A 12765-nucleotide genomic window follows, 5' to 3' on the forward strand; every position below is an offset into this window, starting at 1 on the left:
CGCCAGGCCATCCTTGACGGCCGTGAGCACGGTGTCACGCTAGACCAGGAGGGCGATCACATCGTTCTTAATGGTTGCTACGAGCTTGAGTTTCTCCCGCGGTGTGGCGCTCGCGCGACACAATCTTCGGCGGAAAATGTTAGGTTGCAAACTGGGGGCGCTGCACTTGATTCGAAAGCGGATCAAAAATGAAGAAAATCTCGCTCGCCGCCGCTGCCTTTATTGCCCTTGCGGCTCCCGCATTTGCCGCTGATCTGGCGGCGCGGCCCTATGCCAAGGCGCCGCCGTCGATGATCGCTCCGATCTATGACTGGAGCGGCTTCTACATCGGCATCAATGGCGGCGCCGGTTCCGCCCACAAGTGCTGGGATGAGGTCAATGCCGGGGGCGTTCCCGTCGTTCCGGCCGTTGCCATGGGGTGCCACGATACGACCGGCGGCACGGCCGGCGGTCAGATCGGTTACCGCTGGCAGTCGGCGAACTGGGTGTTCGGTGTGGAGGCACAGGGCAACTGGGCCGATTTCAAGGGATCTAACACCAACATCGCCATCGCGGGCGTTCAAGATGAAACCAAGATCGATGCGTTCGGTCTGTTCACGGGGCAGGTTGGCTATGCGTGGAATAACGTGCTGCTCTACGTGAAGGGCGGTGCCGCGGTCGTCAACGACAAGTACCGAGTGTTCGATATTCCGACCGGGCTGACCATCGTCGACGGAAACGAAACCCGCTGGGGCGGTGGAGTGGGGGCCGGCCTCGAATTTGGCTTCGCCTCGAACTGGTCGGTCGGCGTGGAATACGACCATCTGTTCCTGGGCGATCGTGATGTGAACTTCTACGGCACTGGGGTTATTGGCCTTGCGCCGGGCGCTTTTGCCGGATCCGCCCGGATCGGTCAGGACGTCGACATCGGCGTCGTTCGCGTGAACTACCGCTTCGGTGGCCCAATCGCTGCGAAATACTGATTGTCGGAAACTGGCCGGCGAGCAGAACCAGCGCACTGGGGCTAATGACAAAGCCGCCCGCCATATTCTCGCGGGCGGCCCCTCACTCGAACCGAATTCCGACGCGCTTTTCCTATCGCCATACGACGACAGACGGCCGCACCCGCCACCCCGTCAACCCCTTCCCACAAAAATATTCCACTTTACCGAAATTCGGGAAATGTCGTATGTCTCGCCCATCCTGGCTCATCCTTGAGGGGCGATCTTGTGTCGTCACGTTTCGCGAGCCGGGCTTGCGGTGGACGCGGCAGCGTCGGGCGCGAGAGGTTAAGGGCAGGGCGGATTGCTCTCCGTGAGCCCAAAACTTCGTGCTGGATGAGCGGCGCTGTCAGGTTCGTCTCGCCTGTAAGTTTCCGGCTCCGTCGACAGGGCTGGAAAAACCGCGGCGAAATGGCGAGCCGTGCGTACGGCAAAACCGTGTGGTCCTGGCCGTCGTTGCTACGGTCAAGCTCTTGCGGAGGCGGCAGTCGCGTCAACCGGCGCGGTGCCGGTGAATTCCGGGAAGGCGAGGGAGGCCAGAACGAACTCGGCTCCCGGGAGAGCACGGCATAAGCCGTCCAACCACTGCGCAGGGAAGGCCGAGTGATTGGCTACACCTGTATGCTGCTGTGCGGTTCTTCCTGCGTGTGCCTTTCGCGCAGCGGACCGCGGGTGCTAGGTCAGCACCCGGCCTTCCCTGCGCCCTCTTGGTTCAAGAGGGTGGAGACATGAAGCAAAGCTCGGGCGAATTGCGCCGCGAGAACGGAAAGGCGTGTCCGCTGTTTGACAGGTCGATGCTCCGCGCCGCTTGCGGACCGTCGAAACAGGAAAGCGAGTGGCTGGTCGGACGCGATCCAGTTGCGCAAGCCATCCATCGTGCGACATCCGTCCGCAGAGTAGCATCTGATGGACGGGAAAGGAGCCGACAGGGACTTCACGCCGTCAGCAAACCACGAGAGGAACATAATGTTCGAGTTCGGGATCCGGGAAATGGACGGTCCGGCCAAGTTCCGCCGATGAGCGGCAGACTATCGCCCACCGCACCGTTGGTGCAGTGGTGCAGTTCGCCGGCGGATGGACTCCTGGGTCTGAGTCGGTCTCACGTATTTGCGGCGTTTGCTCCGTTTCGTGGTGACCGCGTGTTGCCGATCGTGGATAGTTGATTTCCACAAGATGCGTGTTCTGCGCCAGCGCTCCCGATACGAAACCTCCACAAAACCAGTGCCTTCACCAGCGCCGACCGGGCGGCCGGCTGCCTCCCCCGAACGTGGCCCGGCTCTTGCTGGAGAGTATGATGGATTGATACAAACGTCATACTTGGAGGGGGCATGGATCGGTCAGGTCACGTCGCGAGGCAAGCGTTCGAGCCCGGTTCGATCGTCCTGTTCGGCGGGCTGATCGCCGCCAACGTCGCCGCATGGGCCTGGGCTTTCACGCTGTTTGCCGACCGGCCCGCGGTGATGGCGACCGCGCTGCTCGCCTGGGTGTTCGGCCTGCGCCATGCCGTCGATGCCGACCACATCGCCGCGATCGACAACGTCGTGCGCAAGCTGATGCAGGCGGGCGATACGCCGCGAAGCGTCGGCCTCTATTTCGCGCTCGGCCATTCCACCGTCGTTGTGGTCGCCACCACGCTGCTCGCGCTCGGCGTCGTCAGCCTCGGCGGCGACAGCCTGCTCAAGGAGATCGGCTCCCTGATCGGCACCTCGGTGTCGGCGCTGTTCCTGCTCGTGATTGCGGCGATCAATCTCGCCATCTTCGCCGGTCTGTGGCGAACTTTGCGCGAAGTGCGCGAGCAGGGCGTCCACGACGCCGCGCAGCTCGATGCGCTGCTCGCTCATCGCGGATTGCTGACGCGCTTGCTCGGTCCGATGTTCCGCCTGGTCGCAAAGCCCTGGCACATGTACCCGCTCGGCCTGCTGTTCGGGCTCGGCTTCGACACCGCGACCGAGATCGGCCTGCTCGGCATTTCCGCTACCGAAGCCGCGCGCGGCGTCTCGCTCGCGCATGTGCTGGTGTTCCCCGCTTTGTTCGCCGCCGGCATGGCGCTGGTCGACACCGCCGATTCCGCGCTGATGGTGAGCGCCTATCGCTGGGCGTTCGTCGATCCCTATCGCAAGCTCTGGTACAACCTCACGATCACCGGCGCCTCGGTCGCGGTCGCGCTGTTCATCGGCGGCATCGAGGCGCTGGGGCTCATCAGCGACCGGCTCGGCCTGTCCGGCGGCGTGTGGGCGCTGGTCGAGGCCGTCAACGACTCGCTGGCCAATTTCGGCTTCGCCGTGATCGCGCTGTTCGCGCTCGCCTGGCTGATCTCGGTCGTGACCTATCGCCGCATGTCTGCCGGCGGCCGGCGGCGCACGCCGGATGTGCTCCGCAGCGTCGATGCGACCGAGGTGGTCTAGACGCACGACGCTGCGTTCGCCGAATTTGCGGCATCCTATCCGTCGTAATGGTCCGGTCCCATTGCCCAGGACGTTTGATCATGGTCGAAGGCGTAATTCCGGTTGGTGACGGCAGGATTGCGATTGACCATCGGCCGCATGAACATCGGATGGGTCGCGCTGCGCACCTCGTGCTCGACAGTGAACAGCTTCTTGCCGTTGTCGAGATCGACGATGTCGCAGAACCGGTACTGGTATTGATTGTCCTCGCGGGAGATCAGGTCGCGTGCGAGCAGCTTGCGGTACGGGCCGGAGAAGTCGGTGATGTACATCTGCACATGATGCCCGTCATAGTCGGGTTGCGGCCGATCGGTCTCGCGAAACAGCAGATGCTGATCGCGGCCCGTCTTCACCGCCGCAACCGTGCCGTCGCCATTCCGCAACTCGGCGGGCATGCCCATGATGCCAGGATAGAAGGCGCAAATCGCCGGCGCCGTTCCGACCGGCACCTCGAATTCGACATAGGGGATGCCGAGCGTGATGCGCCCGAAGCGCGTAGCGTCCGGTTCATGGACGCGCATGCGGTTGCCCCACGGACAAACGGCCTCGACATGGTCATTGTGCTCGGCGAACGTGAACGCCGTGCCCTCGAGCTTCCTGGCGACCGATGCCAATCGCGCCAGCAGCGCCTCGCGTCCCTCGATGACGAGGCTGGTATGCCCGCGCAGCACCTGTGGCCTGCCGCTCGGCAGGTGAAACTGGCTCCGCCCGACGTTGATCCACATGTTGGTGTCGGACACCATCAGATAGGGATCGCGGGTGAGCCCAAGTCCCGTGACGTAGAATAACGTCGCCAGGCGCTGATCCGGGACCTGGATGTTGACGTGCTCGAAATGGATCGCGTTGCCGAGATCTTCAGCGGATCGATCGAATTGTTGCGGCATGGCTGCGGCTCTGGGTGTGGGACGGACGAGCCATAGTAGAGCAGAACATCAGCCAGTTGAACCGTCGGGCGATCACATCTGCTGAGAGAGAGGCATGCTGTCAGCCACCTTGCCCCGGCAACCAGTCCCTGTAATCTGGCGGGAAGACATCAAGGAAAGGGTCGATGGGGGGAGTTCTGGAAGGCGTGCGCGTCCTCGATTTCGGACGCTATATCGCAGGGCCCTATTGCGCGACCTTGCTGGCCGAGTTCGGCGCCGAGGTCATTCGCGTTGAAAAGCGCGACGGCAGCGAGGATCGCTTCGTGGCGCCGGTCGGCGAGGGCGGCGAAGGCGCGCTGTTCCTCCAGATCAACCGCAACAAGAAGTGCATCACGCTCGATCCGATGAAGCCGAAGGGGCAGGAGGTGATGCGCCGCCTGGTTGCGACGGCGGACGTGGTCGTCGCCAACCTGCCGCCGCAGACGCTGCGCGCGATGAAGCTCGATTACGACTCGCTCAGGGCGATCAAGCCCGACATCATCCTGACGACGGCAACCGCATTCGGCGGGCCGGGGCCCTGGTCCGACCGCGTCGGCTTCGACGGTGTCGGCCAGGTCATGTCGGGTTCGGTGTACATGACCGGCGCCGGCGATCCGCCCTACCGCGCCGCGGTCAACTGGGTCGATTTCGGAACCGCGCTGCACTGCGCGTTCGGGACGCTCGCCGCGCTGATGGAACGTGCGAAATCCGGGCGCGGGCAGATCGTCGAGGGCGCGCTGCTGGCCACCGCTCTGTCCTTCACCAATGCCACGCTGATCGAACAGGCCGTCATCAACGTCAACCGCGTTCCATCGGGCAATCTCGGCCAGACCGCAGCGCCGGCCGACATCTACCGCACCAGCGACGGCTGGGTGCTGTGCCAGGTCACCGGTCATCCGTTGTTCAAGCGCTGGGCGAAGCTGATGGGCGAGGAGGACCAGTGGCTGAACGATCCGCGCTTTGCCGACGACATCAGCCGCGGCAACAACGGCCCCGTCATCAGCGAGCGGATGGCGCGCTGGTGCGCCGAGCGCACCACGCAGGAGGCCGTCGACACGCTGGGCAAGGCCATGATTCCGACCGGGCCCGTGCTCAGCCCGCAACAGGCGCTGGATCATCCGCACATTCGCGCCGCAGGCTTCATGCAGGACGTCGATTACCCCGGCTTGCCGAAACCCGCGCCGGTGGCGCGAGCCGCCGTGCGGCTGTCGGAAACGCCGGGTGACATCGCGAGCCGTCCGCCGACGCTTGGCGAGCATACCGATCGTGTCCTCGCGGAGCTCGGCTATGACGCAGCCGCGATCGATGCACTTCGGCAAGGTGGCATCATCTAGCCGATGTCGCTCGGCGGCAGTACTGGACCGCCGCCTGAAACATCCAGGCGGCGATCCAGTGCGAGCTAAACGAACTTGGGGAAGTTGTAAGGCCGCAAGCAACGCTAACCCGGCCGGGGCAAACGCATCAAGTTTCGTAGTGTTGCTCCGTCAAGAGATTCATTGCGGCGGCCGACAAATGGCCACAGTTGGATCGCTGAAGATCTCGAATGCATCACTGCCCATTCGCGAGCGTGAGCGCGGCCTTCACCGCATTCTCCAGAATCTCCTCCGACAATTGCCTGTCGCTCACGGCCCGTGACAATTGCAGCGCGCCGACCATGGTCGCATAGACCGAAATCGCCCGTCGCCGACGCTCCGCAGCCGAACTATCCGGCATCTGCGCCGCCATCAGCATGATGATGTCGGACATCTTTCCGGTGAAGGCATCGCGCGTCGCCTTGGGATGCCGCGCGATCTCGGACGCGAGCGCCGCGGTCGGGCAACCGGTCGCTGCGTGGTCGCGGTGACGCGGGGAGAGGTAGTCGCGGATCGTGGTCTCCAGCGCGATGCCGTTTTCGAGATTGTCCTTGTGCCGCTGCTCGCGCCGCTCCAGCGCATCCAGCAGCACCGCGCGCACCAGATCCTCCTTGGATTCAAAATGTGTGTAGAAGGCGCCGTTGGTCAGGCCGGCCTCGGACATGATGCCGGCGAGACCCACGGCGGCGATGCCGCTCTCGCGAAACTGCGCCGAGGCGACGTCGACGATGTGCTGCCGTGTCGCATCCCGGTGTCCCTTGTCGTACCGCGCCAATCGCGCCTCCTTGGGATGCCCACCCCGGCCAACGAAATCGTGAGGAGCGGGCTATTGAATTATGATCATAATAATACATTATGATCGTAATGCAATGGGCAGCCAATCGGCGGCGGTCCGGCAGGCACGCGAGGATGATATTCATGTCAGTCGAGGATGCCGCCGCCCCGGGCCTGTCCGGCGCGCAAGTCGTGGCCCATGCCGCGGCTCCGCTTCGCCAGGCGGTTGCGCCAAGCGTCGTCGTTGCCCCAAGCGCGGCTGAGCAGAGGCGAGCGGCGCTGCTGACCGCGCCGATCCTCCCCACGCTGCTCAAGCTCGCCGCGCCGACCGTGACCGTGCTGGTGGCGCAGACCGCGGTGAACATTGCGGAGGCCTATTATGTCGGGTTCCTCGGCACCGATGCGCTGGCGGGTGCCGCGCTGGTGTTCCCGATCTTCATGCTGATGACCATGATGTCGAACGGCGGGTTCGGCAGCGGCGTTGCGTCCTCGGTGGCGCGCGCGGTCGGGGCGGGGCGCCGTGATGACGCCGAGGCGGCGCTGTTTCATGCCGTCGTGCTCGCCATCCTCGCCGGCGGCGTGTTCACGCTCGGCGTGATCCTCGGCGGCCCGTGGCTCTACCGTACCCTCGGCGGCCAGGGCGATGCGCTCGCTGCGGCCACCACCTATTCCAACTATCTGTTCGCGGGTGCCATTCCGGCGTGGATCGTCAATCTCCAGGCAGCGGCACTGCGTGGTTCGGGCAATGTCAAGGTACCCGCGCTGGTGACGCTGGTCGGCGCGATCGTGACCATTCCGGTCTCGCCGGCGCTGATCTTCGGCCTCGGGCCGATCCCGCGGCTCGGCATCGGCGGCGCCGGCGTCGCCTTCGGCCTCTATTATGGCGCGGCCATGCTGTTCCTGCTGCGCTACATGGCCTCGGGTGCGACCGGCCTGACGCTGCACATCGTGCCGCTGCGCCCAAAAATCTTCGGCGACATGCTGAAGGTCGGCATCCCAACCGCCTTCAATGCGGTGCTGACCAACCTCACCGTCATCCTCGTCACCGGCGCGGTCGGCTTGTTCGGCACCTCGGCGCTCGCCGGCTACGGCATCGCCTCGCGGCTCGACTACATCATGATCCCGCTGCTGTTCGGCATCAGCACGGCGACCCTGACCATGGTCGGCGTCAACATGGGCGCGGGCCAGACCGCGCGGGCGCGCCGGATCGGCTGGATCAGCGGCATCGTCGGCATGGTCATGACCGGGACGATCGGCCTGCTGGTCGCGATCTTCCCGACCGCCTGGCTCAATCTCTTCAGCCACGATGCCGAGGTGGTGAGCGAAGGCATGACCTATTTGCGCATCGTGGCGCCGGCCTATGCCGCGCTCGGCTTCGGCTTCGTCGCGTCCTTCGCGGCCCAAGGCACCGGGCGCGCCATGGGACCGCTCGCCTCCTCGATCGCGCGGATCCTGATCGCCGCCGGCGGCGGCTGGATCGCGGTGGCAAGCTTTGGCGCGGGCATGGCGGGGCTCGCCACCATGGTCGCTGTGGCGCTCGCCGCTTATGCCGCGATCTGTGCCCTGGTCATGCTGTCGCCGTCGACCTGGCGGTCCGAATAGGCCTGCCTCGCCTGATGCTGGCAACGCCAACCGCCAGCACCGACAGCAGTCGCGCGTTGATCAGCAACTGTAGCGCCGTCGGGCGTCGCGAATTCGTTTCCTGTTTGGTGCCGAATGGAGAAAGGCTCGCCCGCCCAGGCTGCCAATATGGATTTCCATTTCATTGATTTCGTCCTACGGAGAAGCGAATACGGCTCCAATCATTGTCGCAGACCTACGGAGACCAAGATGTCGTTTCGTTCCGCCCTGATCCTCTCGACCGTGCTCGCCGCATGGTCGGCCGCAGCTAGCGCCGAGACCATCAAGATCGGCGTGACACCGGGGCCGCACGCGCAGATCCTCGAGGCGGTGACGCCGATCGCCGCCAGGCAGGGGCTCGATATCCAGCTGCTCGAGTTCTCCGATTATGTCGTGCCGAACGCCGCGCTCGATGCCGGCGAGATCCAGGCCAATTCGTTCCAGAACCAGCCGTATCTGGACAACCAGAAAGCCGACCGCGGCTACAAGATCGAGGCCGTCGGCCTGACCGTGAACTTCCCGATCGGCGTCTATTCGAAGAAGCACAAGGCCTTCGCCGATATTCCGGAGGGCGGCAAGGTCTCGATCCCGAACGATCCGACCAATGGCGGCCGCGTGCTGCTGCTCCTGCGCGACAAGGGCGTGATCAAGCTGAAGGATGGCACGGGCTTCAAGCCCACGGTGCTCGACATCACCGAGAATCCCAAGAAGCTGAAGTTCATCGAGGTCGACGCCGCGCAGGCCCCGCGCGCGCTCGACGATGTCGACGCAGCCGCGATCAACACCAACTATGCAACCCAGGCGGGCCTCGATCCGGTCAAGGATCCGATCCTGCGCGAGGATCCGAAGGGACCCTATGTCAACCTGATCGCGGTTCGCACCGCCGACAAGGACAAGCCCTGGGTCAAGGTGCTGGTGGACAGCTATCACACGCCTGAGGTGAAGGAGTTCGTCCTGACCAAGTTCAAGGGGGCAGTGCTGCCCAGCTGGTAGGCAGCCGGCGTCGTATCTTCGGCAGGAATGGATGGCTCCGGGGTGGCAGCCCTGCGCGGCGGCTGCTTGCCTCGCGCTGCGGCAGCGGACATCATGCGGGCTGTTGCAATGTTGGGCGCGGTTGGCATGAAACGGTTCGCAAATCTGAAAAGACTGGGCTTCTTCACGCGGCTTCTCGACGAGGCGCCGCCGGCGGACCGCTATCGCTTCGCGGCCGAGCAGATCGTGCGCGCCGAGAAGGCCGGGCTCGATTCCGCGTGGATCGCGCAGCACCATTTTCACGAGCGCGAGGGCGGCCTGCCGTCGCCCTTCACCTTCCTGGGTTACGTCGCCGCGCAGACCTCGCGCATTCGCCTCGGCACCGGCATCGTCACCCTGCCGCTGGAGAACGCGGTGAGGGTGGCGGAGGACGCCGCGGTGCTCGACCTGCTCTGCGACGGCCGGTTCGAGCTCGGCGTCGGCACCGGCGGCAATCCGTCGGCCTTTGCCGCCTTCGGTCTCGACGGCGCCCAGCGCAACGAGATCTTTGCGCGCAATCTCGAGGTCGTCCGCACCGCGCTCGCCGGCAAGCCGCTCACCGGCGGCGATACGCTCTATCCGCTGCGGCCCCAATTGGACGGCCGGATCTGGCAGGCGACATTCTCGGTCGCCGGCGGCGCCCGCGCTGGCAAGGCGGGCGACGGCCTCCTGCTCTCGCGCACGCAGCCGCGGGCCAAGGAGGCGCCGCGCGCAACGCTGGCCGAGATCCAGAACCCGATCATCGACGCCTATCTCGAAGCGCTGCCGCCGGGATGCGAGCCGCGCATCATGGCCTCGCGCAGCGTCTTCGTTGCCGACGACCATCGTGAGGCGATGCGCCTTGCCGACATTGGATTGCGGCGCGCGTTGCCGCAATTCATGAAGGGCGGCCACCTTCCCCCGGGCGAGACGCTGGAGGAGATGATCACCGCGTTCGACACCCATGTCGGCGCCGCCGAAGCGGTCATCGCCTCGCTGCGTGCCGACGCGACGCTGGAGCGGGTGACCGATCTGGTCTTTCAGGCGCATTCGGTCGATGCCCCGCACCCCTATATCCTGCGCTCGATCGAGCTGGTCGCGGACAAGGTCGCGCCGGCGCTGGGCTGGGCCCGGACGGCGGCGGCCAACGTGGCGCTGGCGGTTTAAAGCATGATCCGGACCCGAAGGGCCGCGTTAGCGCACGCTCAAACAATAGTCGGAATGAACATGATCGCGTTGTACGAGGCTGAATGATGGCTACGAAGGATATCATCGACATGCTCGCCGGGATCGAACCGGGGTCGACCCTGGACGGCATCCGCGGCAAGCGCGTGCAGGCGCGCGAGAATGCGCAGAAGAGCTATCTCTCGCTATTCGAGCCGATCGACGCCAGCGATTGTTCGCTCGTCGAGCGCGCCGCGGTCGCGCTGTTCGTGATCGGTCTTCACCGCGAACCCACTGTTGCGGCCTTCTATCGGGCGAAGCTCGCCGCGACCGCCGAAGGCGCGCGCCTGATTGAGGCGATCGAGGCCGAAATCGCGCGGGGCGAAACCTCGGGCCCGTACGGCGCCTTTCCGGCCGGACCGTTATCGGCGGAGAACAAGGCCGGTCTGATCTACCGCGTCAGCGCAGAGCGCAAGCCCGGCCTCGGTCCTCGGCTCGTTGCGGCGCTCGAGCATGCGCATCTGCTGGTGTTCCGGCCGCGCGATGCCGCGTCCGCCGACATGAAGGCGCTGCTCGCCGCCGGCTGGTCGACTACCGGCATCGTCACCTTCTCCCAGCTCGTTGCGTTCCTGTCGTTCCAGGTGCGCGTCGTCACAGGCCTCCGCGTGCTCGGCGCCTCGCTTGGGCGCACTGCAAACGCCGCGGCTGGCGCGTAAGGAGATCGCAATCATGAGCGCTGCAAACACCGTCAATCCGCCCGTCGTCTTCACCCAGGACGAGCTCGGCTGGGTGTCGTGGATCGACCCGTTGCCCGAGGCGGAGTTGACCGAGCGGCACTTCGCCGGCCTCGTCGATCGCGCCCGCGCCAAGTCGGAATATTTCCGCCTGCTGGTGCGCGATCCCGAGGTGCTGGAAGCCCGCACCAAGACCGACAAGGACATCTTCTACAACGTCGCAGACGGCCTGCCGCGCGCCGAGCGCGAGCTCGCCGCCGCCGCGACCTCGCGCTATAACGGCTGCATCTATTGTGCTTCCGTGCATGCGCGATTTGCCAGCACCTATTCCAAGCGCCGCGACGACGTGCAGCGGCTGCTCGACGAAGGCGTCAAGGCCGATCTCGGCGAGCGCTGGAATGCCGTGGTCAAGGCGTCGGTGGCGCTGGCCGCGACGCCGATCGCGTTCGGGCCCGACAATGTCGAGGAGCTGCGCCGCGCCGGTCTCGACGATGCCGAGATCGTCGACGTCATCAACGGCGCCTCGTTCTTCAACTGGGCGAACCGGCTAATGCTGTCGCTCGGCGAGCCCTCGAAATAAGCAGCTTCACTGGCACAAGAATTGCCACTTGTTTTCAACACCTGAGTGGATGGAGCCGTAGATGAGCAACATCGATCGCCGTACCCTGGTCAAGGGCTCGCTCGCCGCCATGATGGCGGGAGCGGCCTTCTCGCGCAGCGCGTTTGCGCAGTCGTCCGAACCGATCCTGCTCGGCGTCAGCGGCCCCCTGACCGGGCCGAACGCACAATATGGCACGCAGTGGAAGCAGGGCTTTGATCTCGCGCTTGACGAGATCCAGGCGGCCGGCGGCATCAACGGCCGCAAGCTCGCCTATCAATTCGAGGACAGCCAGAGCGATCCGCGCCAGTCGGTGGCCATTGCCCAGAAGTTCGTCTCCGATCCCCGGATCGTCATGGAGCTCGGCGATTTCTCCAGCCCCGCCTCGATGGCGGCATCCCCGATCTATCAGCGCGGCGGCCTCGTGCAGTTCGGCTTCACCAATTCGCATCCCGATTTCACCAAGGGCGGTGACTTCATGTGGAGCACGTCCGTCAGCCAGGCCGACGAGCAGCCGCTGCTGGCGGCCTATGCCGTCAAGCGCCTCGGTCTCAAGAAGCTCGCGATACTCCACCTCAACACCGATTGGGGCCGCACCAGCCGCGACTATTTCGTCAAGGCGGCGAAGGAGTATGGGGCCGAAATCGCGGTGACCGAGGGCTATATCGCGGAGGAGCGCGACTTCCGCTCCACGCTGGTGCGCGTGCGCGATGCCAATCCGGACGGGCTGATCCTGATTTCCTATTATTCCGACGGTGCGTTGATCGCGCGCCAGGCGCGTCAGGTTGGCCTCAAGCAGACGATCTGCGCGGCAAGCTCGGTCTACTCGCCGAAATTCCTGGAGCTCGGCGGCGAGGCGGTCGAGGACGTCCATCTCGGCACGCGCTATTTCCCCCAGGATCCACGGCCCGAGGTGAAGAAGTTCATCACAGGCTTCAAGGCCAAGTACAACGGGCAGGAGCCCGACGCCTTCAACGCCTATTCCTATGACGCGATGCACATGGCAGCCGCGGTCGTGAAGATCGGCGGCACCGATCGCCGCACCATCCGCGACGCCTTCGCGAAAGTGAAGGATGTCTCGAGCGTGATCTTCGGGACCGCGACGTTCGACGTCGAGAGCCGCCGCGTCAAGGGCGCCATGAATGCCGAGCTGGTCGTGCGCAAGGGGCAGTTCGCGCTTTGGGACGGCAAGCCGACCTGACATGAT

12 protein-coding genes are annotated in these 12765 nt (G+C 65.0%); 10 read left to right on the plus strand and 2 right to left on the minus strand.

The genetic code is table 11. The features are described 5' to 3' along the window. From XI09_RS39355 to XI09_RS39365, 3 genes are all read left to right on the plus strand, one after another. On the plus strand, positions 1–192 hold a 192-nt coding region (locus XI09_RS39355), incomplete at its 5' end, for a hypothetical protein (RefSeq protein WP_271571712.1). Beyond that, complete coding sequence (locus XI09_RS39360) at positions 189–962, plus strand: outer membrane protein (protein ID WP_271571713.1); 774 nt, start codon at positions 189–191, stop codon at positions 960–962. The genes XI09_RS39355 and XI09_RS39360, both read left to right, overlap by 4 nt. Before the next feature lie 1346 nt (positions 963–2308). Then, positions 2309–3385, plus strand: coding sequence for a HoxN/HupN/NixA family nickel/cobalt transporter (locus XI09_RS39365; RefSeq protein WP_271571714.1), 1077 nt, complete (start codon positions 2309–2311; stop codon positions 3383–3385). Positions 3386–3420: 35 nt separating this feature from the next. Here XI09_RS39365 and XI09_RS39370 read toward each other — a convergent pair whose 3' ends face one another. Beyond that, positions 3421–4308, minus strand: coding sequence for a VOC family protein (locus XI09_RS39370; RefSeq protein WP_271571715.1), 888 nt, complete (start codon positions 4306–4308; stop codon positions 3421–3423). A gap of 164 nt (positions 4309–4472) precedes the next feature. On the opposite strand from XI09_RS39370, the gene XI09_RS39375 reads away from it, so the two are divergent. After that, the gene (locus tag XI09_RS39375; RefSeq protein WP_271571716.1) at positions 4473–5660 is read left to right on the plus strand and encodes a CaiB/BaiF CoA transferase family protein; all 1188 of its coding nucleotides are present in this window, start codon (positions 4473–4475) and stop codon (positions 5658–5660) included. A gap of 214 nt (positions 5661–5874) precedes the next feature. Here the strand turns inward: XI09_RS39375 and XI09_RS39380 are convergent, their stop codons facing one another. Then, positions 5875–6453, minus strand: a complete 579-nt coding sequence (locus tag XI09_RS39380; RefSeq protein ID WP_271571717.1) for a TetR family transcriptional regulator — start codon at positions 6451–6453, stop codon at positions 5875–5877. Between the two features lie 143 nt (positions 6454–6596). On the opposite strand from XI09_RS39380, the gene XI09_RS39385 reads away from it, so the two are divergent. The 6 genes from XI09_RS39385 (at position 6597) to XI09_RS39410 (ending at position 12759) form a co-directional block, all read left to right on the plus strand. Continuing rightward, complete coding sequence (locus XI09_RS39385) at positions 6597–8054, plus strand: MATE family efflux transporter (protein WP_271571718.1); 1458 nt, start codon at positions 6597–6599, stop codon at positions 8052–8054. Positions 8055–8282: 228 nt separating this feature from the next. Continuing rightward, entirely contained in the window at positions 8283–9065 is a 783-nt protein-coding gene (locus XI09_RS39390; protein WP_271571719.1) for a MetQ/NlpA family ABC transporter substrate-binding protein, read from the plus strand. A 126-nt stretch (positions 9066–9191) separates the two neighbouring features. Then, complete coding sequence (locus XI09_RS39395) at positions 9192–10229, plus strand: putative FMN-dependent luciferase-like monooxygenase (protein ID WP_271571720.1); 1038 nt, start codon at positions 9192–9194, stop codon at positions 10227–10229. A gap of 86 nt (positions 10230–10315) precedes the next feature. Next, complete coding sequence (locus XI09_RS39400; RefSeq protein WP_271571902.1) at positions 10316–10942, plus strand: CMD domain protein; 627 nt, start codon at positions 10316–10318, stop codon at positions 10940–10942. 13 nt (positions 10943–10955) lie between these two features. Next, a complete protein-coding gene (locus XI09_RS39405; protein WP_135175761.1) occupies positions 10956–11540 on the plus strand; it encodes an alkylhydroperoxidase domain protein in 585 nt (194 codons plus the stop codon). Positions 11541–11601: 61 nt separating this feature from the next. Beyond that, positions 11602–12759 carry an ABC transporter substrate-binding protein gene (locus XI09_RS39410; RefSeq protein WP_271571721.1) on the plus strand — a complete coding sequence of 386 codons (1158 nt, stop codon included), beginning with the start codon at positions 11602–11604 and terminating at the stop codon, positions 12757–12759. The last annotated feature ends 6 nt before the right edge of the window (positions 12760–12765 follow it).

Origin of the sequence: Bradyrhizobium sp. CCBAU 11386, from assembly GCF_028128955.1 — a bacterium.
Classification (GTDB): Bacteria; Pseudomonadota; Alphaproteobacteria; order Rhizobiales; family Xanthobacteraceae; genus Bradyrhizobium.

Coding starts and splice junctions, on each gene's coding strand:
- XI09_RS39400 (WP_271571902.1), top strand. CDS start 10,316: ATGGCTACGAAGGATATCATCGACATGCTCGCCGGGATCGAACCGGGG.
- XI09_RS39405 (WP_135175761.1), top strand. CDS start 10,956: ATGAGCGCTGCAAACACCGTCAATCCGCCCGTCGTCTTCACCCAGGAC.
- XI09_RS39360 (WP_271571713.1), top strand. CDS start 189: ATGAAGAAAATCTCGCTCGCCGCCGCTGCCTTTATTGCCCTTGCGGCT.
- XI09_RS39390 (WP_271571719.1), top strand. CDS start 8,283: ATGTCGTTTCGTTCCGCCCTGATCCTCTCGACCGTGCTCGCCGCATGG.
- XI09_RS39375 (WP_271571716.1), top strand. CDS start 4,473: ATGGGGGGAGTTCTGGAAGGCGTGCGCGTCCTCGATTTCGGACGCTAT.
- XI09_RS39395 (WP_271571720.1), top strand. CDS start 9,192: ATGAAACGGTTCGCAAATCTGAAAAGACTGGGCTTCTTCACGCGGCTT.
- XI09_RS39365 (WP_271571714.1), top strand. CDS start 2,309: ATGGATCGGTCAGGTCACGTCGCGAGGCAAGCGTTCGAGCCCGGTTCG.
- XI09_RS39370 (WP_271571715.1), bottom strand. CDS start 4,308: ATGCCGCAACAATTCGATCGATCCGCTGAAGATCTCGGCAACGCGATC.
- XI09_RS39410 (WP_271571721.1), top strand. CDS start 11,602: ATGAGCAACATCGATCGCCGTACCCTGGTCAAGGGCTCGCTCGCCGCC.
- XI09_RS39385 (WP_271571718.1), top strand. CDS start 6,597: ATGTCAGTCGAGGATGCCGCCGCCCCGGGCCTGTCCGGCGCGCAAGTC.